Consider the following 24,414-nt stretch of genomic DNA (forward strand, 5'->3'; position numbering starts at 1 on the left):
TAGGTTTAAGGCATGCTGTAAGTATAAGAGTTAGAAGTAAAAAAATGACAACCATAAAAATAAGCCCTCCACCCTAATGAAGTCCAAAAAATCCCCCCTACAGTACCCCCAATACATGAGCATCCGTAATAAAGAGGTTTCAGAGCGGAAGCACAAAGATGGATTTACTTGTTCTCATTGCCATTCCAATAACGCTGTTCGTTTCGGTAAATATAATGTAAAAATGGGTAGTCGTACTTTAGAAAGCCAACGTTACCGCTGCAAAGATTGCGGGAAGACGTTTACTGATGTGACGAATAACCCCTCTTCATCATACTCACCTTCCTCACAAATGGATGGAGTTCGTTCAATGTATGATAGAAGGCAATTCCCTACGTAAGTCTTCAGAACTTTTAGAAGTTCACTATGTAACTTTGTTCTATTGAGGCATAAGCTCCTTTCAGCGATTAAAGAGATGGACATTGACCAATTTGAAGGTATCGTGGAAATGGACGAGACTTATTTTCTGTACTCAGAAAAGGGTAAACACGTAAAGCGGAAGGGCGAAAAGCTCGAAACGCGGTGGTTCGTCCTCACAACGAGATATCAGCAGAGAACAAGTCTGTGTTCTTGTAGCAAGGGACCGTCAAAAGGTCACTTACTCGAAAGTGGTTGGCCAAGGGAGGATTGTAAAATCTAAATTAGAGGAAGCTATTGGCTCTAAACTAACTCCTTCCATGTTCTTTGTACCTATGCTTAGCGGGCATTTATGACTTTCGCAAAAGAAAAAGGACTTGAGCATTATAGATTTAAATCAGATGGTAAGGAACGTATTCGAGGGGTTTATCATATCCAAAATGTGAATCGTTATCACAGTCGCTTGAAGGGCTGGATAAATCAATTTAATGGCGTGGCTACAAAATACCTCGACCATTATTTGAGCTGGTTTCAATTTCTCGACCCAATCAAACATCGTAATGACGATATAACAGTAACTAAAATGATTGTTGAAAGTTGCCTTTTCTCAACAGACACCACCTATGCTAAACTAAGGTTATCAGAATTTGCAAAATAGTTTGTTTTTTGTTCCTTTATGCTTGAATTAAGGGGGGAAACAATGAAAAAAAGCTGGATTTCAATTGTCGGTGGATTGATTTTAGGTTTAATTATCTCATTCTTTACGCTCGAATATAACGGATGGCAATACATTCGACACAATAGTAACGGAGAAGTAGAACAAGTCATTAATGAGCTTGATTTCAATCTTATAACAAACTCGTTTTTAATTATCGTCGCAACTGGAATTGTAATTTATTTGATATTGTCCATTATTGAAAAGCGAAAAAAAGAAGTTTAAAGCTCAAGGGAACCCCAGTAGATTAGAGGTTCCCTTTATTATTTAAAAAATCAACAATATTCTTTTTAAGATTATTATGAAAAGGTAGGAGCAGGGAATTCATCAATTCTCATACGAAGTAAACTATATGGTTTTTCCCGCAGGTCTCTTCCATAATGAAATCTCGCCTGCCGATGTAATTGATTCACAATGACATATAAGTATTGATCGGGGCCAATCGAAAAAGTATCCGGCCATAAAATTCTCGGGTCATGTGCGATGGTTTCCATTGCGCCATTCGGCAATATCTTCCGGATACTGTTGTTTTCATAGTCTCCCGCATAAACGGTTCCTTTTGTGCCGGTGATCATTCCATCAGACGCACCTTTTTCCCCCCAATACTGCACATATTGGGATAAATTCATGTCCTGTATCCTTCTGTCTCTTAGGGCTTCTGTTGAGATCGAGAACAGCTGACGGCTGGTTAGCGGAGCATAAAATAAAACCTTTCCATCAGGAGAAATCGCTAAACTATCGGAAGCCAATCTAAATGGGAAAGTCGAGCCGTCCGGGTTTCGATTCATCAAAATTTCACCTTCTACTTTCGGTAAAAAATAGGGATCAGGTGAAGTTGATATTGCCCCATTTAACCGTCTAAACGCGTTCCCATTTTCTAAATCTACGACGATAATAGCCCCTGGCCCTCTGGAAGAAGAATCCGTTATATATGCATAGCCTGCTCTTCCAACCCGAAAATCCAAACGGACATCATTCAGATAAGTTGTTGGCAAGACAACATCTCCTGTAAAGGTATATACTCTCCTTATTGTATTCGTGCTTAAATCAACAGCAACTAATTTTGCTCCCCCTTGAATAGGTTCAGAAAAATTTGGTGCCCCTGTATCTAGTACCCAAAGTGTTCCTCTTCCATCAGCAACGATACTTTGGACACTGACGAAAGACATCGTAATATTCCCAGTATTAACCAAATTAGTTTCTAAACTGGGATAAGGCTGCAATTCACCCTCAACAATTTCCGCCACAGTAAATTGAACGTCGTCTCCCCATTTCGGAAAGCAAACAAAAATACGACCGGTTTCGGAAAAGCTGACACCTGTAGGCATAGCCCCATAAAAAGCATGCACCAGTTCAAACTGCCCAAAATATTTTTCCATAGGTAACATAGGTTGCATGATATCCTCCTCATCAAATCCGAACGGATATCACCTATATATGATGAAAATTTTTTGTAGTGCCTGGTTTTTGATAAATTTTTCTATCGTGATGGATGCTATGGGTTTCAACTTCCCATTATTAAAAATGTTGGTTTTATTAACGCTAGAATGAAATTAACAAAAGACTGCTGTTGGTTCTGGGTGATGGTTTATTTATGATTGTATACCCTTTTTATTTCTTTTTAACAGTTCATGGAGATAGAAAAAAAGGTTCCTGACCTCCGAACAACAATTCATATTCTCGGTATGGCCCCAGTATTGGATATTCATTTAATATAGATTATTTAAGAACCTCATTTACTTATGATACGGTTCACCAAAGCCTCTCTAACTGCGAATGTTAAAAAAAGAACCTTCAATCCAAAGATGGATCAAGGGTTCTATGCTTTATTTTCAATGATATTCCATTAATTTCCAAACTTTTTGAAATTCTTTTATTAATCGTCGCCTTACCTATGTCCATTGATGAAAAATGCTGCTTAAACATTTTCATTAAATACCTTTGTTTCTACATCAAACGAATTAACTATGGACTAGCACTTTTTCGCTTAGACCAAGCGTCTCTGCTGTTGAAGTATGAATTTCATGCAGAAGCTCTGGATTTTCCATTAGTGAAACGCCATAAGAAGGAATCATTTCTTTGATTATTGGTTCCCACTCTTTCATATGCTGCGGGAAGCATTTTTTTAATACCTCAAGCATAACGTGAACAGCAGTAGAAGCACCTGGAGAAGCACCTAGTAATGCTGCAATCGAGCCATCAGCTGCAGTAATAACTTCGGTACCAAGCTGAAGCGTTCCTTTGCCGCCTTCAGCGGTATCTTTGATAACTTGTACACGCTGGCCAGCTACTACTAAATCCCAATCCTCGCTCTTAGCGTTCGGGATAAACTCCCGCAACTCTTCCATGCGCTGTTCTTTCGATAACATAACTTGCTGGATCAGGTATTTTGTCAATGACATCTCTTTTGCCCCTGCCGCCAACATTGTTAAGACATTATTCGGTTTTACAGAGGTTACTAAATCGAACATTGAACCTGTTTTTAGGAACTTCGGTGAGAAGCCGGCAAACGGTCCAAATAGTAACGATTTTTTCTTGTCGATATATCTTGTGTCAAGATGCGGAACAGACATTGGAGGAGCTCCAATTTTAGCTTTGCCGTATACTTTTGCATGATGCTGCGCTACAACTTCCGGATTATTACATACCATAAATATTCCGCTTACTGGAAATCCGCCAATATGTTTCCCTTCAGGAATACCAGATTTTTGCAGTAAATGCAGACTTCCGCCCCCGCCTCCGATAAAGACGAATTTAGCCGTATGACGTTCTACGCTGCCGTTATCGACATTGCGCACTTTTAATTCCCATGATCCATCGCTGGTGCGTTTAACATCATCAACACTATGTTTGTATTTGATATCGACATTTTTATTCTTCAAGTGGTCAAACAGCATGCGTGTTAATGCACCAAAGTTAACGTCTGTACCAGAGTCGATTTTTGTTGCCGCAATAGGTTCATTCGATGGACGGTCTTGCATAATAAGCGGAATCCACTCCATCAGTTTTTCTGGGTTATCGGAAAATTCCATACCTTTAAACAGAGGATTGTTTGAAAGCGCTTCAAATCGTTTCTTCAAAAACGCTACATTTTTTTCCCCTTGTACCATACTCATATGAGGTAATGGCATGATAAAGTCTTGCGGATTATTAATTAGCTTACTGTTTACAAGATAAGACCAAAACTGCATTGAAACTTGGAACTGTTCATTAATTTTAATCGCTTTGCTAATATCTATAGATCCGTCAGATTTTTCGGAAGTATAGTTAAGCTCACACAGTGCAGAATGTCCCGTTCCCGCATTATTCCATTCGTTAGAGCTTTCTTCTCCTGCGTTTGCGAGCTTCTCAAACACTTTGATTTCCCATTCCGGTGCTAACTCTTTCAGTAATGATCCCAAGGTCGCGCTCATGACTCCGCCACCTATTAAGATAACGTCTGTTTTTTTCTGTATGCTGCTCATTATAACCTTCCTTACTCCTTATATTTGCAAAAAAGATGTAGGGGCTCCTGATTAGGTGTCACAAAAAGCCAGGCGCGACCTAGGAACACACCTTTTCTGTCTCTATATATAACTATATCATAGTCTGTTATTATTATTTAAATATTAAAATATCTATTTTTACTATATTGTTAAAATATTGTTTAAGTGAAAGTATTCACAATCTTGATGATATTTTTAAACTCTTACAATTTAATTGTCTGAAAATCCCCTTTAGTAGGGTAACATGACTGGAGTTTTACACTATCAACAAGAACAAAAAAGAATAAATTCTGTATAAATTAATACTAAATTTTAATGAACTTTATTTTAAATCCACATCTCCAATGCAGATTTTTTATGACTAAAAAAACCCCTTTAGATAAAATATCTAGAGGGGTTAAACTCGGGATTTTATTTCAAATCCATTTTTACAAATCCTTACTCAACCGTAACACTCTTAGCAAGGTTACGCGGTTTATCAACGTCACAGCCTCTGTGCAATGCGGCATAATAAGCAATCAGCTGCATTGGAATAACAGCAGCAAGAGGTGTTAGTTCCTCATGGATAGCAGGAAGAACGAAACGGTCGTCTTCTTCTTCTAATCCTTTAAGGGAGATGATGCATGGGTTTGCTCCGCGTGCCGCTACTTCTTTTACGTTTCCGCGGATGCTTAAGTTCACGTGCTCTTGAGTTGCAAGCGCGATAACAGGCGTGCCGTTTTCAATTAACGCGATTGTACCGTGCTTAAGCTCTCCTCCAGCAAATCCTTCTGCTTGGATGTAAGAGATTTCTTTTAGTTTAAGTGCTCCTTCAAGTCCTACATAGTAGTCAACCGAACGGCCGATGAAGAAGCAATTGCGTGTTGTTGAAAGGTATTCGCGTGCAATGTATTCCATTTCGTCTTTTTGATCGCAAAGGACTTCCATTGCATTCGCAACGATTCCTAATTCTTTTACTAGGTCAAAGCTTAGCTCTACGCCTTTTGCTTCAGCTGTTACAGCTGCAAGGATAGCTAGAACACCTAATTGTGCTGTGTATGCTTTTGTTGAAGCAACAGCAATTTCAGGACCGGCATGAAGCAATAATGTGTGGTTCGCTTCACGAGAAAGAGTAGAACCAGGAACGTTTGTGATTGTTAATGACTGATAGCCAAGTTCTTTAATCTGAACAAGTACGGCACGGCTGTCTGCTGTTTCACCGCTTTGTGAGATAAAGACGAATAATGGCTTTTCAGATAAAATCGGCATGTTGTATGAGAATTCACTTGCAACATGAACCTCTACTGGTTTTTTAGCCCATCTTTCAATAAATTGCTTTCCAACAAGACCTGCATGATAGCTTGTTCCGCACGCTACGATATAGATGCGGTCTGAAGCATTGATTGCACCAACAATTGCAGGATCCATTGTCAGCTTGCCTTGGTCGTCTTGATATTTTTGGATGATTTTGCGCATTACAAGCGGCTGCTCATCCACTTCTTTTAACATGTAATGAGGGTATGTTCCCTTTTCGATATCACTTGCATCTAATTCGGCTGTATATGGAGAGCGGTCAATTGTTTCACCTTGAAGGTTTTTGATTGTTACAGCTTCGCGCTTCACAATAACAATTTCTTTATCCATCAGTTCTACATATTGGTCTGTAACTTGCAGCATAGCCATTGCATCCGATGCAACAACATTAAAGCCTTCTCCAAGACCAACAAGCAACGGGCTTTTATTTTTAGCAACAAAAATCGTATCTGGATTTTGGTTGTCTAAAAGCGCAATCGCATAAGAACCTTTTAAAATAGAAAGAGTTTGGCTGAACGCTTCTTCAACGCCCGCTCCGTTATTAACAAATTTCTCAATCACTTGAACAACAACTTCAGTATCTGTATCACTCACTAATGCAACGTCTTGAAGGTATTCGCGTTTCAAGCTCGAATAGTTTTCAATAACACCATTATGAACAAGAGTAAAACGGCTTGATGCACTTTGGTGTGGATGTGAATTGCGCTTGCTTGGCGCACCATGAGTTGCCCAGCGAGTATGTCCAATTCCAGCTGTAGACGAAACGTTTGCGTCTACTTCCTCACGTAAAATGGCAATACGGCCTTTTTCCTTGAAAACATGAACTCCATCTTCATTGATTACTGCGATACCAGCTGAGTCATAGCCGCGGTATTCTAATTTTTCAAGACCGCGCAATAAGATTTCTTTTGTATCCTGTTGTCCAATATATCCTACGATTCCGCACATAATAAAGTATCCTCCCGAAATAGGCGGGGGACAGATCTTTAGCCGCGGGGACTATTCACTGTCCCCTCACACATGTCTATTTTTATTTTTATATATTTGATTACGTTCTTCCCTTTGTGCAAAAAGTTGCCTTTTTGTTTTTAGGAGAGAGCTTACGGCTGTAATCTTCAACCGGGAGGCATCCGCCGAACTTTCGATAATCCTCCGTCCTCGTCAACTAAGCATTTGGTCGTCCCGCTTAGTTCAGGCGCTTTTCATGATTCTGTCTCACGTTGCTCCTTTCTATTCTTGAATAAAAAACACAAAAATAATCATACTATATGAACCCCAAAATCGTCAATCCAGTACTAAATCAAAATGATTAGAAAGTTGCACTCTTTAGTATATGAATTTCGAAAAAGACTGTTCTTCATTGCCATACCCAAATTAAACATCAGTCAAACGGCCCAAAAACCTTTATTTTTTTATTGGGATTTATTAACTTTTTGCGAATCTGTACCGATATATCAATTAATAAGGTATGACTATAGTATGTGGTTACACAGAACCGGTTTATAACTGTGAATTTTAGTCAATTAAAAAAGAATACTCTCCTCCGTATATATATAACAAGAAGCTTTTTAATCCGGACAGAAAGGAGCAATTTTCATGGCAGAGATCGTTGAAATGCTGCGGGATGTTTATCACTTGAGCTCTATCGTTGTGATAGGCTCTGGATGTTTTTACATCTACTATCATTTGTTCAGGCAGCGTTAACGCATAAGTGTGCTGTATATTTTTGAAAAAATCAGATCGAGTCTTGCATCCTGTACTTTAGCGTCATTCATCATACGATCTTCAATAAAGTGAAACAGATCTGTATTTGATTGTACTTCCATTTCATCAAAATACTGATTGCTGTTCTTTCTCATTTTGAATGCCATTGCTTCATTATCAAGTTTTGCTTGAATTTGCTGTATAAGCGGTTCTTCATCGTTCAGCCGATAAATAAAGCCCTTTTCTTGTAAATATTCTACATTGATTTCCTCTTGACCAGGCAAAACCGAATGCACAAAAATCGGCAGGTTTTTCTTTAAAGCCTCACTCGTCGTCACACCGCCTGGCTTTGTCACCAGAACATCCGCCCAATCATATAGCTCATTCATTGTTTGGGGGCTTGATATATAAGACAAAGGAATAATGGATGACGACTTCAGCTCTGACAGCTTTTGATAGAGCTGATGATTTGATCCGCACAAAACACGATATTCTACGGATTCTTCTACTTTATCCAGAAGAGAAAAGTGATCCCCTACTCCTTGACTTCCTCCTGCAATCAAGACATGAAGCTTTTCTTTATTGATTCGTTTCTCACGTTTTTTGCGTTTGAAAGCATCGTTAGTCAATATCCCAGTTATAACAATTTGATCAGGTGAAACACTTTCTTCTATAAGCTGTTGTTTAAAATCTGCAGATGGTACAAAATGCCAATCAATTCTCTCACCTCCCCAAAGGCTATTTTTAAAGAAATCGGTATAGCAGTTAATGACCGGGATCTCACATACGCCATATTCCTTCAGCTTACTTATAAGAAATGACGGAAAACTGTGTGTGCAAATAATAAGATCCGGCTGTTTTTGAGTAATAAGCATTTCCATTTTCTCTAAAAACAAGAGCTCATAGGTGTACTGCATGACCTTGGATGTTTTTTTAAAGAAATGCTTGTAAAACGTATTGTAGCTACCTGAAAAATACTTAATTCCATTTAAATATTGAGTAGAGATGACATGTTCCAGCGGCTTTGAAACATAGCTCAGAAAATCGATTTTTTCACAGATGATTGACGGATTTTCCCTGCTGAATGCTTCCATTAATGCAGATGCGGCCTGATGGTGACCTGAATTCATCGTAAATAAAGGTAAAAAAAGTACTTTTTTCATTGCTAATCTCTCCTCCTTCCATTTCTTTATTCGCTGCGGACCAGCAGCTCACTCAACGGCTGATTCACCGCTTTTCTTGACGGGAAATAACCTGAAATCGCTCCTGTCACAAGGCTCGCGCCAAACCACATCCATATACCATACAACGGAAAAACATGCTGCAGCGATCCATTTAAAAGAGTCTGGCCAATTGCTTTGCTTAAAAACAAGTACAGAGGGTATGAAAGTCCAACAGCAAAAGTCCAGCTTATAACGGAAATGAGGATCCCTTCTCTGAGAAACAGCCCATATACTCTCCATTTCGATCCGCCAATCGAACGAATGATGCCGATTTCCTTCTTCCGTTCCAGAACATTAACACTCATTGTTGTCATGACATTCACCACCCCAATCACAACAAATAGAGCACCTGTACTAAACAAGGCAAAAACAACCATACCGATAATCTGCTTTGGCCGTTCTTTTCGATCTTCTGACTTTTCAAAAGCTTGTACAGCAATTCCATTCTTTTCAAATAGCCCATCTATTTCATTGGCAGCTTTTTTTATTTCCTGAGTTGTTTCAACAGCAAGTCGATTGACATGATCACTTGAGGTCCACTTCCTGTAATCTTCAAAGTCCATGTAAACGGCAGGTCCTTCTAACTGTCCATGAATGATGCCGCTGATTTCCCATTGTTTTTCTTGTCCTGCAGCCTTTAGCCAAATTTGATCACCAGGTTTGATGGTTTTTCCCATTTGTTCCGCAATATCCTGATTCACAACCACTTCATTTTCTTTGTGAAACCAACGTCCGCTTTTGAAATCCGGTTTTATTAGTTCCGTGTTTTCCTTCAGCGCAACGAGTCTTGCATTGTGAACAGCTTCTTTTTGATCATGCCCTACCTCTGTATTTCGGATCATCCAGCCTTCAGCCGTTTTCAGTTCGTTAGCCTGCTGTGTGATTTGCGTAAGTTCAGCCTGTGACATTGAATTTTCAATGGTCCATTCAAGGTCGTAATCCCAAAATTGCTGAATTTGGGCAATCGTCCCCAAGAGCGAGCTGTACAGAGCAATACAGGCGATAATAACAGCCCCTCCGAAAGACAGCATCATGACATTCGTTGCCCATTGCCATTTCTTTGTCATCACTTGCCTGAATGATAGAATCCCAATCGAAAAGTACCTGCTGCCTTTTTTCTTCGTTTTCATTGCTGTTGCTCCAGATATCCTTTGCAGCCCTCTAGCTGCAGGAAATCTTAGGACCTTCCAAATAGGGACAATAAGTGAAATCATGGGGATCACATATGCGAATAACCCAAGAAGGAGTCCTATTTCTAGAGAAAATGAGTAAGGTACAGCTGTGAAATTCAAACGTTCAATAAGTTCATTAGAAAATACAGAGGACACATACCAGCTGATCAGCAAAGAAGCAAGCCAGCTAATCGTTCCCAGCATAAAAATGGTGAAGCTGAACTGTTTAAAAAAATATAGCTTAGTCGCACCAAGTGCTTTATACACACTTAGTTCAACAGTCTGCTGCGAAAACATACGATTAAATAAATGAGAAACAAGAATAATGCCAAGGATGGAGGAAATCCCTCCGAGCGCAAGCAGCAGAATCATCACCGTTTCGACTACAGCTTTACGAACATCATCTGTTTGTTTTTCGGATACGGTTCTGCTTACATAGATTTCATCCTTCTTAAGCTCTGACTCAATCTCGCGTGAAATGTCTTTTATATCTCGCTGACCGGTCAATTTTATATAAATCATATTTTGTGAAGGCTGAATACCTAGCTTCATCAGCGTTTTTTGATCTGCATATGCATAGCCTTGTCCACTGAATGAAGCAGGAATTTGGCTGTAGTCTGCAATGACACCGCCGAGTTGAATGTCTTGTAATCTGTCACCTGCTGCTCCTGCTTTTACATGTTCGTTCAGCGACATTGAAAAATTCTGCATTGTCGTTTCTTCAATGTATAATCCTTCATTTCCAGATTGCTTGAGCATGTTCACCTTTTGAATCTGTCCTTCATTCGATTCAGGCAAGCTTGTCAGGAGAAAATTTTTTCTCTCTCCCTCTATTTCAATTCTTGCATTTGTTTGAAATCGGGTTTCAGCCTTTTCGACCCCTTCTATGCGGCCAAGCAATGGATTAATATCCTGTGTGAAAGAATTTGTATACACGGTCAGATCAGCTTCTTTAGTCACTTCTTTCGTATGATTAAACGCCTGATTAAACTGAAGACTCGTATTTATAATCGTTCCAATCATGATCAGACACATTGAAATCGAGAATATAATCATCAATGTGCGGCCTTTATGCTGTACACTGTCCCGCCATGCTTTTTTAAAATAAGAAGGCATCATTGTGTCATGCCATACTTTAATGATGTTTGTACACGGCCGTCTTTCACTTTGATCATTTGAGATGCCTCCTGGGCAATTTCCATGTCATGAGTGACCATCACAACTGTCTTCCCGTTTCCAATGAGCTCTTCAAATAATCGAAGGATCTGTACAGCATTCTCGGAGTCCAAGTTACCTGTTGGCTCATCTGCCATTATGAAAGGCGGGTCATTCGCAAGCGCTCTGGCAATCGCGGCCCGCTGCTTTTGTCCCCCTGATACATGATCTGGAAAATAATCAGCACGTTCACTAAGTCCAACCGAGTCCAGCAATTCTTTCGCACGTTTCTTTTTGTTTCTGAACGACATCCCTCCGGCAAACTCCATTGGCAGCATGACGTTTTCTAAAAGCGTCAATGTTGATATCAAATGAAAGGATTGAAAGATCACTCCGACATTCAAACACCGCCACTTCGTTAATTTCTCATTTGACAAAGTACCCAGGTTAGTTCCATTCATCCTGATCGTTCCGCCAGAAGGTGTATCGATTCCAGAAACCAAATTCAGGAGAGTTGATTTTCCGCTCCCTGACTTTCCGGTAATCGCAATTAATTGCTGAGCATCAGCAGTAAAACTGACATCTTTTAGTGCAAAACTTCTTGCTCCCCCATTTGAATATGTCTTTGCGACATCATGGAGCTCGATCATATTGATCCCTCCACTTAACTAACTTTAAATATCTCACTCTCATTTAATATCACGAGAAATATGTTCTTGCAAACATGCATGAAATAGCTTTTTGGTAATTTTACCCTTACATTGAATAGAATTTCACAAGACTAAACAATGTATTTTGGAACGAATATTCTTTCTTTTACCAATTCTCTTTAACTTTTCCAGCATAAATGTGATGAATGACTCACTTAAAATGGGATTTTATGTAAAAATAGGCTTGTAAAGTAGGATTTATAATACAGCTTTTAGCATTTTGCAGACTTTTATCAGGAAAACAGCCTTTTTCATCTTTTTTTCAAAAAAATACAGAAACTGTTTTTTTTAGTTTATTACAATAATGTTAACTTGTTTACATTTTTAAAAACCTATGAATTTGCTAGGATTTACTATCAAAGATTACAAATGATAATGCGATCAAATCAGCTTTTTCGGCATTTTTATTACAAATATGACAAATCGATTTACGTTTTTGTTGTTACCGCTTCCATCATAGCAATCATATATAAACTAGGATTCTCATAAACTCGGAAGGGCTTTTTGGCACAGGTAGAACGTCAGATTGAAAAGAATCCCAAAAATTCATACTCTAGGTTTGACGAAAGTGGTCGGTTTTTGCAAGAAGGAGGGAACCACCCATTCGTTATCTATCTAAAACATCTATATATTGAGAGGGGAAACATGATGGCAAAAGCTGAACACGATCTATCCGCTGCACGTGCAATGGAAATGAACACGATCAAAAAGTTGTCAATAAAACAGAAAACCTTTGTTATCACATTATTTGTCCTTATTGTTGCTGCTTTATTCTATGTTAACTGGACCGCATCAAGTCAGCTGGATCTAACTATAGGTATTTACGGATCAGTGATGATTGCCTACCTATTAGGCAAGATGCTGCTTTCATTCAAATATAAAGCGGTCGAGCTCGACCCGCCGGATTTAAAGGTATCTGTTGTCATTCCCTCCTACAACGAAGAGCCAGAAGCTGTACTTGGAACCATTGAAAGTATCCTAAAGCAGGACTACCCCATTCATGAGATTTTCGTAATCGATGATGGAAGTAAAGATATCTCAGGATACGAAGCTACATTGAAACTTAAAGAAGAACTTAAGGAATGGTCAAAAGAAACGGCCGCATCCATTTCAAATGGAGATCCATCCTATAAATTGCCGAACTTGATTGTACACCGTCTTCCGCAAAACCAGGGAAAACGACATGCTCAGATCTGGGCATTTGAACGCGGTACTGGTGATGTTTTCGTTACCGTTGACTCCGATTGCACCGTATTCCCAAATGCAGTCAGAGAGCTGTTAAAGCCGATGAATAATCCGGAAGTTACAGCTACAACCGGCCACGTTAATATAAGAAACCGAACAGACAATATTCTGACTCGTCTTATTGATATGAGATACGACAACGCATTCCGTGTAGAGCGTGCTGCTCACTCGGTTACAAATAATGTCCTTGTCTGCAGCGGTCCATTAAGTGCTTATCGCCGTGATATTATCCTGAATAACCTGGATCACTATGGTAATCAAACGTTCCTTGGTGAGAAAGTACAGCTTGGCGATGACCGCTGCCTGACGAATTATGCAATTCGTGAAGGAAAAACACTTTATCAGGAAACGGCACGCTGCATCACAGATGCGCCGACATCTTTAAAAACATTGCTGAAACAGCAATCACGCTGGAATAAATCCTTTTTCCGCGAAAGCTTAATTGCACTGAAAATTGGTTTAAACAAACCAAATGTATTTATTTGGGTCATGCTCGAAATGTTCTTATGGATTGCATTCGGTGTTTCTCTCGGAATCGCAATCTATGTAACTTCTGTCACTGTAGGATGGATTATGCTTATCTATTACTTCGCCTATATCACAATTTCTGCATATGCTAGAAATGTTTTTTACGCCTATAAGAGGCCACTGACCTTCTTGATGGCGCCAATCTATGGCATTTTGTTCTTATTCTTGCTTTGCCCTCTTCGTTTCTGGGCACTGCTTACAATCCGTTCAAACTCATGGGGTACTAGAGGAGCTTAATTTACAAGGCTCCTATCTTGACGCTGAAGTTTTTCAAGCGACTTAAAGTGATTTATTTTAATGCATGGCTAAAACTATTTATATTTACGAAAACAGCCAGTTACAAAGAATTGGGAGATGATTTTGTGAAAGTACGCAAAGCAATTATTCCAGCTGCAGGCCTTGGGACAAGATTCCTTCCTGCAACAAAGGCTCAGCCAAAGGAAATGCTTCCGATAGTCGACAAACCTACGATTCAGTACATTGTCGAGGAAGCTATTGAATCAGGCATAGAAGACATTATTGTGATCAGCGGCCGCGGCAAAAGAGCGATTGAAGATCATTTTGACAAAGCTTATGAATTAGAAGAAACACTTTACAAAAAAGAAAAATTTGAACGACTTCAAGAAATACAAGAAATATCAAACCTGGCGAACATTCACTATATTCGCCAGAAGGAGCCAAGAGGTCTTGGACATGCCATAAGCTGCGCAAGCAGTTTTATTGGCAATGAACCATTCGCTGTGCTCCTTGGTGATGATATTGTCCGCTCTGAAAAGCCATGCTTAAAGCAAATGATTGATGTTTTTAATCATTATCAGTCTTCAGTTGTCGGGGTGCAGCAAGTGCCTTTTGAGGATGTATCAAAGTATGGAATCATTTCACCTTTAGAAAATAAAACATTAGCAGATGGCATCCTTTCTTTATCATCTGTTGTAGAGAAACCTTCTGTGGATGAAGCCCCTTCCAATTATGCAATTATGGGCAGATATATTTTGACGCCTGAGATTTTTTCCATTCTTGAGGATCTTCCTCCTGGGTCTGGCAATGAAATTCAGCTGACAGATGCCATTAAGCTTCTTAATGAAGTTCAAACCGTTCTGGCTTACGAGTTCGACGGAAAACGGTATGACGTCGGTGATAAATTCGGATTTATTAAAGCAACGATCGACTTCGCTCTTGAGAGAAATGACTTAAATTCTCAGGTTCAAGCCTATTTAAGCGAGCTAGCTGAAACTCATTCCATTATCGCTTCAAAATAAGGAGGAACATATACGATGAAAATTGCTGTTATCGGAACAGGCTATGTTGGTTTAGTTACAGGTGTTTGTTTGGCTGAGATTGGCCATCATGTGACATGCATTGATATTTCTGAGGAAAAAGTTGAGAAACTTAAAAAAGGCATCCCTCCGATCTACGAACGTGGCTTGGATGTCTTAATGATCGATAACATTGATTTAGGCCGCCTCCACTTCACGACAGAGCATAAGGAAGGCCTTAAGGATGCTGAGGTTGTTTATATCGCTGTAGGCACACCTCAAAGCGAGGACGGATCTGCTAACCTATCTTACATTTATCAGGCTGCTAAAGATATTGGCCAGAACATTAACCGCAATGTCGTCGTCGTGACAAAGAGCACAGTACCGCTTGGAACAAACTTTAAAGTAAAAGAAATCGTTCAAGAGAATGTGAACGGAAACTATGAAATTCAAATTGCTTCAAACCCAGAATTTTTGCGCGAAGGATCAGCTGTATATGATACGTTCAACGGCGACCGCATCGTGATCGGCAGTGAAACAGAAGAAGCTGCTGCTATTCTTGAAGAAATCAACAAGCCATTTGAAATTCCAATTTTAAAAACAAGTGTAACAAGCGCTGAAATGATTAAATATGCTTCAAATGCATTTTTAGCTACGAAAATCTCATTCATCAATGAAATTGCATCCCTCTCAGAGAAAGTCGGAGCTGATATCTCAGAAGTAACAAAGGGGGTGGGGCAGGATCACCGCATCGGCTCTCAATTCCTGAATGCAGGCATCGGCTATGGCGGCTCATGTTTCCCTAAGGATACACAAGCGCTTATCCGCATCTCTGAGGATGTAGAGCATGACTTTCAATTATTAAAGTCTGTGGTGCGTGTAAATGATCGTCAGAAGACACTCTTATTTGATAAAGCAAAAAAACGCTTTGGTTCTCTTAAAGGAATGCGCGTTGCCCTTTTAGGTCTTGCGTTTAAACCTGAAACGGACGACATGCGTGAAGCGGCTTCCATTGAAATGGCTCACATGCTCGCCGAAGAAGGCGCAGAGATTGTTGCTTATGATCCTATTGCAATGGATAATGCAAAGAAAGTGCTTCCCCCATCTGTTGAATACGTAGAAAACGTAGAAAAAGCAATTAAACAAGCAGATGTAGTTTTCATCCTGACAGACTGGAAGGAAATCGTTGAAAAAGCGCTTCTTCTCTCCTCTTTGTTTATGGACAATCCTATTATTTTCGACGGCAGAAACTGCTATTCACAAGAAGAGACGGAAAGAGTTCATGTCGAATACTATTCTGTTGGACGAGCTGACAAAATCAACAAGTCAGATAAAAACGAAAAAAAGCAAATGGTTGCTTCGTTCTAAGATCAAAAAGAGCTGGCGCCGAGCAGCAAGTAACTTACAATAGTCAATTAACAGGATAAGGCGCTTTTTTCCCTTCTCCTGCGCGATTGTCTTTTTTACAGCAGATTTAATTTAAAAACTTCATATTGAAAGGGTGTCTTAAGTTGAAAAAGATTGTTTCTGTCTTATTTACCGCTCTATTAGCCCTGCAAGTTACAAATGTCAGCTATGCATCTGCAACTGAGATTAAAAACCCTGAGCAAATCAGTGAGAAACTTGATTACATTCAAGATTTAAAAGCGAACATTCGACTTGAAGACCGTACGATTAAAGTTGATTACAAAGAAGAAGCTGAAACCGTTAAGGTCATAGTGAAGAAAGACTCTGAAAAACAAAGCTATGAGTGGACAGACCAAGAAGTGAAGGAAAAACTGACGGCATTCCTAAAAACTGTTAAGATCGAAGATACATGGAGCAAAGAAGAGCTAGCCAGAAAGTTTGCATCAGCTCTTGAACTTCTTCCTTCTAAGATAATTAGCCTGAATACGGATATTCTGTTTGATCAAGGACAGCAAGTTTCCACATCTTATAAAGCAGGCATGAGCGATAAGCCGGATCAATCCTATTTGCCAAATCAGCTTGATCTAGACATCACAGGAGAAAACGGCCACTACTACAACGTATTTTACAAAACAAACGGCAAAAACGTGACGGCAAGCATCGAGAAGAACACTGCCAATGGCAAAAAAACATATGACGGGATCTACGCCCTAATCGAGCTTGCAAGAATTAAAGATGCTTTGATGCCAAAAGAAGAGATGCAAATGAAAGATTACCTAAATACTCTTTCAGCTGAACTTGGCATTCCGGCAAGCGAAATCAATCACATTCAATTAAAAACAAAGTTTCAAGATAAGACATCCGTGAAGTTTGATTACAAAAAATAAAGTATGAGAAAAGTGAGGGACAAAGTCCCTCGCTTTTTTTGTCTCTTTTAATTTAGAAAAGAGCACTCCTTAACAATCTTTGTAGACAAACAACAGGGTCTGCCTTGATCGGCAGACCCTGTTTTTATGCTTATTCAGTACCCATTTCTTCTTTAACAACAGCTACAATGCGTGTCACATAGCGCTCGCACAATTCTGATGTTGGCGCCTCTGCCATGACACGTACGAGAGGCTCTGTTCCTGAAGGGCGAACGAGAATGCGGCCGTCACCGTTCATCTCTCTCTCCACTTCTTCTATAATTTCCTTCACCTTGCTGTTTTCAGTTACTTTGTGCTTATCTGTAACCTTCACATTAATAAGAAGCTGAGGGAATTTTTTCATTTCAGCAGCAAGCTCTGATAATGGCTTACCAGTCACCTTCATGATATTAACTAGCTGAATAGCCGTTAACAGACCATCACCGGTAGTATTGTGATCAAGGAAAATGATGTGGCCAGACTGCTCGCCTCCCAGGTTGTAATCGCCTTTTTTCATTTCTTCAACTACATAACGATCACCTACAGCCGTTTGAGCACTCTTCATGTTATTTGCTTCGATTGCTTTATAAAAACCAAGATTGCTCATAATAGTAGAAACAACAGTTTCTTTCTTCAATCTTCCGTGCTCATTCAAGAATTTTGCACATATGAACATGATTTGATCGCCATCAACGATTTGTCCCTTTTCATCTACTGCAATAAGACGGTCCCCGTCACCATCGAACGCAAGGCCTACATCTGCTCCTTTTTCAATAAGGAATCCAGCTAAAGCTTCAGGATGTGTTGAACCTACACCGTCATTAATATTCAATCCGTTAGGGGTTGTGCCCATTGTTGAAACATCAGCATCCAGATCAGCAAACAAATGCGTAGCCAGCGCAGATGTCGCTCCGTGTGCACAATCAAGCGCAACATGAATGCCTGTGAAATCTTCGTCTACTGTTTGCTTCAGGAATTGAAGGTATTTCTGTCCGCCTTCAAAGTAGTCATTGACTTGTCCTAAGTCTGCTCCTACTGGTCTTGGCAGTGTATCCATTTCTTGGTCCATGAGACCTTCGATTTCTAATTCCTGCTCATCTGACAATTTGAAACCGTCAGGACCAAAGAATTTAATTCCGTTATCTTGAACAGGGTTATGAGATGCGGAGATCATGACTCCCGCTTGTGCTCCAAGAGCCTTTGTTAAGTATGAAACACCAGGTGTTGAAATGACTCCTAAACGCATAACCTCAGCACCGATGGAAAGCAAACCTGCAACTAGCGCACCCTCAAGCATATGACCTGAAATGCGTGTATCTCTGCCGATTAACACTTTAGGACGATTCGTATCCTTCGTTAATACGTATCCTCCAAACCGACCAATTTTAAATGCTAATTCAGGTGTTAACTCGCTATTCGCAACGCCTCTTACTCCATCTGTTCCAAAATACTTTCCCATTCTTTTATCGCTCCTTTAGACAGTTTCAATCATCATGATTGCTGAGAAGAAATTTTAACTTTCACTTCATCTTCGGGAAGGGTCCACTTAATACCCTGCGGTCCGTTCACTTCTACCTTCACATCATGTTCGCCATCAGACAAATCTGTTACATTAACGAATAATTCCAGATCAGAAGGTTTAATGTTCGTTACTATACTTGGAGCACCTACCACGCTTAAATCCAGCGCTTCAGAATCCGGATCCATAAACTGGATAATTTTCCCTTCACTCATACCACGGACATTAACTGGCAGATCCTTCAGTACTTTTTCTTCTTCTTTTTCAACGTCAATTTTAATTTGGATTTTTTCGGGACTGACTTTTGTCACTCCGTCAGGGACAGGTATATCAACATCCAAAACGGTATCATCTTTAATTTTACTCAAATCTACGGTTACCCCATCTATAAACTCAAGCGGGTTTATAACATCCAGAGGTCCATATACCGTCACTTCGTTCGGCACCGCCTCAATATTCGAAATGCTAAGTCCTTCTCCAAGCTCGCCTTCATTCTTTATTTTAAAAGGAAGCTTCTTGCTTGGGCTTGTAATCGGGACTGTCACATCGACAACGGATGGGTACACTTCAACAGGCAGGATGTTTCCATCCCGGTCGTAGACCGTAACCTTTGATTCTGTTTCAATGGTTTCAGCTGCATCTTGCAGATTCACTCTTGATTTAATGAGCGCTATGCCGTCAATCAGGGTTTTTGAGCCAGTGACCCTTACAACATTAGGTTTTACAATTGGCTCCTGTGCTGTATATCCGGTTTTAATCTTGCTTTTATTAATGAAATCAACTTCAACCGGAAAATCTCGCGTAATTTTTTCTTCCACATTCACTGTAATAACAGCAGGATTCAAATTGACTTCAAGATTATCCGATATATTCTTATGCTTTAATTGCACCCGATGTGAACCAATCGATAAGTCTGACAAATCTGCATAGATCTCAAAATCCTTAAGCTGCTTCGTTTTCAGCAGAGCATTTGTTGGTCCGCTCAGCGTGACATCGACTGTTTCGGGCACCCCTGTCACAACCAGATTTTCTTGGTCAAAGTACGTTTGCACCGGTATATCATTGATTGTTTCCGTGTCCTTTGCTGATTCAGATGGTGCTGACGGAAAGACAGAAGTTACCGGACCAGTCTGTTTCTTTGGAGCTGGAGTTTCAATATTTACAGACACATAAAGCATGAGCGCCATCAGCAATGCAATAATTCTCATAACCCAATGATTGTTAAACATTTTATCCATTTTTCTTCCCCCTCCATTGCCATAGGTTTGAGGAAGTGACCTTTGCTTGCTTTACAAATTCAGAAACCAAGATTTCATTTAATGCTTCAACAGTTAAATTTCTGTGCAGCTCTCCGTTTTTAGTTACTGAAATGCTGCCTGTTTCTTCGGATACCACAATTGTAATGCTATCCGTTACTTCACTGATGCCTACTGCTGCACGATGCCTTGTCCCTAATTCTTTTGAAATAAAAGGACTTTCGGATAAAGGCAGATAACAAGCTGCCGCAGCAATTTGATTCCTTTGCAGAATAACAGCTCCATCATGGAGCGGTGTATTCGGAATGAAGATATTAATTAAAAGCTCAGAAGAGAGAGCTGAATGAAGCGGTATGCCCGTTTCTATGTAATCACTCATTCCAGTTTCTTTTTCAATCGTAACTAATGCACCGATTCTTCGTTTTGCCATATAATCTGTTGCCTTAAGTATGGCATCGATTATTAACTGCTGTTCTTCCTCCTCTGGAGCTCCGCTTCTTGAGAAAAACTTTCCTCTCCCTAATTGCTCAAGTGCTCTTCGCAACTCTGGCTGGAAAATGATAATGATCGCAAGAAAACCCCATGTTAATGCTTGGTCCATGAGCCATTGCAATGTCTGCAGCCCTAAATACTGGCTGAGTGTACGAACGAGAATAATCACGATAATGCCCTTCAGCAGCTGAACGGCCTTCGTACCCCGTATCACCGTAATCAACTTATATATAACGAACCAAACTAGGAGAATATCAACGGCGATGCCGAGGTAATGCAAGAATGAAAAATCCTCCAATGCCATATTTCTTCCTCCATCAGTTTTAGTCATTTGCACAGGACTATAACTATGATATTATACCATATATTCTGCATAAAAGCCGTATTGTACTCATATGAAAAAGGCCGCCTCATAAAAGGTGACCTTTTACTTAAAAACGTCTACGACCTCTTTGGAAAGAGATTTCATTTGATACCAAATCCATTCAAAAGCCTCATTGATTTCCTCACTATCACCTGTTACTTGTCCGGCAGATGCCATATACTTCTCTCCATTGATGACTGTTACATCGCCTTCAACTTTCCCTTCAATGTTTAGCGTTCCGCCTTTAACCGTTACGTCCCCCTTAATTGTTTCGCCCTCAGGGACTGTAACTGTATTATTCTCTACAACTAAATTAGGCTGCTTTGATACACTGAAGTCCGAGTCTGAAGTAAAGGAAGAAAATAAACTGCCCGTCATTAATAAAACAAATAGGGAAGCTGCAGCAAGCAAAGGATGACCTTTTAACCATCTGTTCATACCAGCTGATTTCTTTTCCTTCGGTAAGCGATCCATAATGGCTTGTGTAAAGTCCATGGGAGCTTCAATGTGAGATGTACTCTGTACAAGAGCAATCGACTTTTCCAGTTCATGCAGGTGCTGTGAGCAATCTGCGCACGATTGCAAATGTGTACGGAGAATTCTCTCATCCTCCTGCTTTATATCGTGATCCAAATATTGATGGATCCGTTCTTTCATTTCTTCTGAACACTTCAATCCTATCACCTCAGGTCATAAATGCCTTAATTGCTTTCTTAGCGCTTCTCGTCCTCTATGAATCCTCGTTTTTACCGTTCCAATCGGCAAATTGAGGATCTCACTGATTTCAATTAAAGAAAGCTCGTCAATATACTTTAATACGATGACAGAACGGTATTTATCAGGGAGCTTTAAGATTTCTTTTTGAATCATTTCCTGAAGCTCCATCGTTTCTACTTGATCCTCCGGCAGAGCCACATCAGCTGCAACCTGAGAATACATTGTCAGCCCTTCCGTTCCAGTCACTTCGGCATCAAGGTAATAATCTGGTTTTTTCTTTCTGATTCGATCAATCGTTAAATTTGTCGCAATGCGATAAAGCCAGGTTGAGAACTTCTTATCCATATCATAGCTGTTAATATTCACATAGGCTCGAATAAACGCCTCTTGTGCAATATCTTCAGCCTCATGTGAATTCCCAAGCATACGGTAGCAAAGCTGATAAATCTTGTCTTTATATATATCTACGATTTCGGCAAATGCATTTTGATCGCCTTTTTTAACTTGTTTAATTCTATTTTTTACGATCGTCTCCATGATACCCCTTACCCCCGCGCACATGCGGGTTCCCCTTATTACGAATAAGCCGCATAAAAGGTTTCATTTTTTTCGCATAAAAATATTTTAACAAATTTTAGGTTGTCTGTAGATGCCTTTTTGAAATCTTTATCTTAAATTTGTCTTAAATTTGAGTACTGGCTTATCCAGATTAAAACGGATGCGTTTTTGCCTGCACTAAGTTATACGCCAAACGTTGGACACAAACACCTTTTTAAATATTATTTTATAGGTACATATAAGTCAAAAAAAAGACACAGCGTCTAGACTGTGTCTTCCTTTTTATTAGAGCAGTTTTTCACCGAACAAAGATCCCATGAGTGCTACTGCAACTGTCGCTGTTTTATTTTTTTCATCCAGTATTGGATTTACTTCAACAAATTCAGCCGAGGTGATTAAATTCGATTCTGCCAGCATCTCCATTGCTAAATGGCTTTCACGATAGCTGATTCCGCCAATAACCGGTGTACCTACACCAGGAGCATCATGAGGGTCAAGCCCATCTAAATCAAGTGACAAGTGAACGCCGTCTGTACGCTCTTTTAAATACTGAATCGTTTCTTCCATCACCCTCGTCATTCCAAGTCTATCAATCTCGTGCATGGTATAAACTTTAATGCCGCGCTCCTTAATTAATTCCTTCTCGCCTTCATCAAGTGAGCGGGCACCGATGATCACAATATTTTCAGGTTTTACTTTAGGAGTATAGCCCCCGATTTTAGTCAGTGTCTCATCACCAAGGCCGATGCTCACAGCAAGCGGCATCCCATGAATATTTCCTGATGGAGACGTCTCACTTGTATTTAGATCTCCATGCGCATCATACCAGATTACCCCAAGGCTCTTATAATGCTTTGAAACACCGGCAAGAGTTCCAATTGCAATACTATGGTCTCCTCCTAGTACTAACGGAAAAGATCCTGATTGAATCGCTTCATCCACCTGTTCAGAAAGCTTTTGGTTTCCTTCTGATACCGCTTTCAAATTTCTCAAATTATTTAAGGAAGAGTTCTCCTCTTCACGGCTTGCACGGCCAATCTTTATATCGCCTTTATCTTCTATTTCATACTGAAGCTGTTCAAGACGCTCTACAACACCTGCATACCTAATTGCACTAGGCCCCATATCTACTCCGCGTCGCATTTGTCCTAAATCCATTGGAACCCCGATAATTGAAATTCTTTCTTTCATTGATAAACATCCCCCTTAGTTAGCAGCTGTGCCTCTATTGTACTGATAAAAAGGGTGATGACTCAACTCGACAATTTTTTGTATATATATACAGACTTTTCAGTTAAATAAAACGCTGTGACTCGAGGTTTATTAGCCTTGATGCATTTTATAGGAACGTCTTAAATATAGGAAAATGTAGGTCCACCCTTTTCCTTGGGCGTTTTTTTGTTGGATGCACAGACCAGCTGCAAAAAAGTTTGCCGAAGAAAGATTACAATGGATTGAAATAACATGTGGCCTGCGCGCCGATTAAGTGATTCAACGAGCCGACATTGGTATATATAACGCCCCACTCTATTTCTGAGCGAAATAAGGTCCATCTCTAACCGCCTTTGGCTATTTTAACTTCGTGCACTGTTCTATTAATCGGAAATGCTGCTGAAATTGAACTCCATCCAAGATCCAACGCGGCCAACGCGCTGATATAAGCATTCAATGAGCCGAAAAAGCATATCCAACGCGCCGATTTCGTGTTTCAACAAGCCGATTTCGCCCTTTAACAAGCCACCTGGTTTTTTGAAGGGATAAATGCCGATTTCTAACTGCTTTTGCCATTTTAACTTCGTGCACTGTTCTATTAATCTGAAAATGCAGCTGAATTTGAACACCGTTCGAGAACCACGCGGCCTACGCGCCGAAATAATCATTCAATAAGCCGAAACACATATCCAACAAGCCGATTTCGTGTTTCAACAAGCCGATTTCGCCCTTTAACAAGCCACTCTATTTCAGCATCCGCCTTGGGCTATTCTAACTTCGTGCACTCTTCAATTATTCTAAAGATGCAGCTAAAGTGAGATCCTTCCAAGATCCAACGCTCCGGAATAGTTTCAATGAGCAAAAACCACTATCCAACTCACAAGACTAAAAAAGAGTAACTTATAAATTATTAATGTACAAAAAAACCCTTAGACTCTAAAAAAGTCTAAGGGTTTTAATCAAGTGATTCAGATGGAGCCTAGCGGGATCGAACCGCTGACCTCCTGCGTGCAAGGCAGGCGCTCTCCCAGCTGAGCTAAGGCCCCGAAAAATAAAAATGAAGTTCTTGGAGCGGAAGACGGGATTCGAACCCGCGACCCCC

The 24,414-nt window shown here is 40.0% G+C and carries 17 protein-coding genes, 1 tRNA gene and 1 pseudogene; 6 read left to right on the forward strand and 13 right to left on the reverse strand.

Going from position 1 to position 24,414, the window contains the following annotated elements:
- Positions 1-130: 130 nt before the first annotated feature.
- Together CYJ36_RS21270 and CYJ36_RS21275 are read left to right on the forward strand one after the other, a co-directional pair.
- Positions 131-1,054 (forward strand): annotated as a pseudogene (locus tag CYJ36_RS21270) (IS1595 family transposase); the annotation flags it as partial.
- 42 nt (positions 1,055-1,096) lie between these two features.
- Complete coding sequence (locus CYJ36_RS21275; protein WP_101569262.1) at positions 1,097-1,336, forward strand: hypothetical protein; 240 nt, start codon at positions 1,097-1,099, stop codon at positions 1,334-1,336.
- A gap of 74 nt (positions 1,337-1,410) precedes the next feature.
- On the opposite strand, the gene CYJ36_RS21280 is transcribed toward CYJ36_RS21275, so the two are convergent.
- The 6 genes from CYJ36_RS21280 to CYJ36_RS21305 form a co-directional block, all read right to left on the reverse strand.
- Positions 1,411-2,508, reverse strand: a complete 1,098-nt coding sequence (locus CYJ36_RS21280; RefSeq protein WP_101569263.1) for an L-dopachrome tautomerase-related protein — start codon at positions 2,506-2,508, stop codon at positions 1,411-1,413.
- Positions 2,509-3,072: 564 nt separating this feature from the next.
- Entirely contained in the window at positions 3,073-4,575 is a 1,503-nt protein-coding gene (locus CYJ36_RS21285; protein ID WP_101569264.1) for a malate:quinone oxidoreductase, read from the reverse strand.
- A 459-nt stretch (positions 4,576-5,034) separates the two neighbouring features.
- The gene (gene glmS, locus CYJ36_RS21290; RefSeq protein ID WP_101569265.1) at positions 5,035-6,837 is read right to left on the reverse strand and encodes a glutamine--fructose-6-phosphate transaminase (isomerizing); all 1,803 of its coding nucleotides are present in this window, start codon (positions 6,835-6,837) and stop codon (positions 5,035-5,037) included.
- Positions 6,838-7,589: 752 nt separating this feature from the next.
- Complete coding sequence (locus CYJ36_RS21295; RefSeq protein WP_101569266.1) at positions 7,590-8,756, reverse strand: MGDG synthase family glycosyltransferase; 1,167 nt, start codon at positions 8,754-8,756, stop codon at positions 7,590-7,592.
- Positions 8,757-8,782: 26 nt separating this feature from the next.
- A complete protein-coding gene (locus CYJ36_RS21300) occupies positions 8,783-11,104 on the reverse strand; it encodes an ABC transporter permease (RefSeq protein WP_219621145.1) in 2,322 nt (773 codons plus the stop codon).
- Positions 11,104-11,793 carry an ABC transporter ATP-binding protein gene (locus CYJ36_RS21305; protein WP_101569268.1) on the reverse strand — a complete coding sequence of 230 codons (690 nt, stop codon included), beginning with the start codon at positions 11,791-11,793 and terminating at the stop codon, positions 11,104-11,106. The genes CYJ36_RS21300 and CYJ36_RS21305 overlap by 1 nt, the downstream gene beginning before the upstream one ends.
- Before the next feature lie 708 nt (positions 11,794-12,501).
- On the opposite strand from CYJ36_RS21305, the gene CYJ36_RS21310 reads away from it, so the two are divergent.
- From CYJ36_RS21310 to CYJ36_RS21325, 4 genes are all read left to right on the forward strand, one after another.
- On the forward strand, positions 12,502-13,863 hold the full coding sequence (locus CYJ36_RS21310) for a glycosyltransferase (RefSeq protein WP_224768118.1): 1,362 nt from the start codon (positions 12,502-12,504) through the stop codon (positions 13,861-13,863).
- A gap of 125 nt (positions 13,864-13,988) precedes the next feature.
- Positions 13,989-14,885, forward strand: coding sequence for a UTP--glucose-1-phosphate uridylyltransferase GalU (gene galU / locus CYJ36_RS21315; RefSeq protein ID WP_101569284.1), 897 nt, complete (start codon positions 13,989-13,991; stop codon positions 14,883-14,885).
- Between the two features lie 15 nt (positions 14,886-14,900).
- A complete protein-coding gene (locus CYJ36_RS21320; RefSeq protein ID WP_101569269.1) occupies positions 14,901-16,250 on the forward strand; it encodes a UDP-glucose dehydrogenase family protein in 1,350 nt (449 codons plus the stop codon).
- 143 nt (positions 16,251-16,393) lie between these two features.
- Positions 16,394-17,176 carry a YusW family protein gene (locus CYJ36_RS21325; protein WP_101569270.1) on the forward strand — a complete coding sequence of 261 codons (783 nt, stop codon included), beginning with the start codon at positions 16,394-16,396 and terminating at the stop codon, positions 17,174-17,176.
- 130 nt (positions 17,177-17,306) lie between these two features.
- Here CYJ36_RS21325 and glmM read toward each other — a convergent pair whose 3' ends face one another.
- The 7 genes from glmM to CYJ36_RS21365 form a co-directional block, all read right to left on the reverse strand.
- A complete protein-coding gene (gene glmM / locus CYJ36_RS21330; protein ID WP_101569271.1) occupies positions 17,307-18,653 on the reverse strand; it encodes a phosphoglucosamine mutase in 1,347 nt (448 codons plus the stop codon).
- A 32-nt stretch (positions 18,654-18,685) separates the two neighbouring features.
- Positions 18,686-19,951, reverse strand: coding sequence for a CdaR family protein (locus tag CYJ36_RS21335; RefSeq protein ID WP_101569272.1), 1,266 nt, complete (start codon positions 19,949-19,951; stop codon positions 18,686-18,688).
- On the reverse strand, positions 19,944-20,765 hold the full coding sequence (cdaA, locus tag CYJ36_RS21340) for a diadenylate cyclase CdaA (protein ID WP_101569273.1): 822 nt from the start codon (positions 20,763-20,765) through the stop codon (positions 19,944-19,946). Before cdaA ends, CYJ36_RS21335 begins: the two co-directional genes overlap by 8 nt.
- A 123-nt stretch (positions 20,766-20,888) precedes the next feature.
- Positions 20,889-21,500: an anti-sigma-W factor RsiW gene (rsiW, locus tag CYJ36_RS21345; RefSeq protein ID WP_101569274.1), complete on the reverse strand. Its 612-nt coding sequence runs from the start codon at positions 21,498-21,500 to the stop codon at positions 20,889-20,891.
- A 15-nt stretch (positions 21,501-21,515) separates the two neighbouring features.
- Complete coding sequence (gene sigW, locus CYJ36_RS21350) at positions 21,516-22,079, reverse strand: RNA polymerase sigma factor SigW (RefSeq protein WP_101569275.1); 564 nt, start codon at positions 22,077-22,079, stop codon at positions 21,516-21,518.
- Between the two features lie 306 nt (positions 22,080-22,385).
- Entirely contained in the window at positions 22,386-23,291 is a 906-nt protein-coding gene (gene rocF, locus CYJ36_RS21355; RefSeq protein ID WP_101569276.1) for an arginase, read from the reverse strand.
- Positions 23,292-24,285: 994 nt separating this feature from the next.
- A tRNA-Ala gene (locus CYJ36_RS21365) sits at positions 24,286-24,358 on the reverse strand.
- Positions 24,359-24,414: the final 56 nt, after the last annotated feature.

Origin of the sequence: Bacillus sp. UMB0893 (assembly GCF_002858905.1) — a bacterium.
Classification (GTDB): Bacteria; Bacillota; Bacilli; order Bacillales; family Bacillaceae; genus Bacillus_P.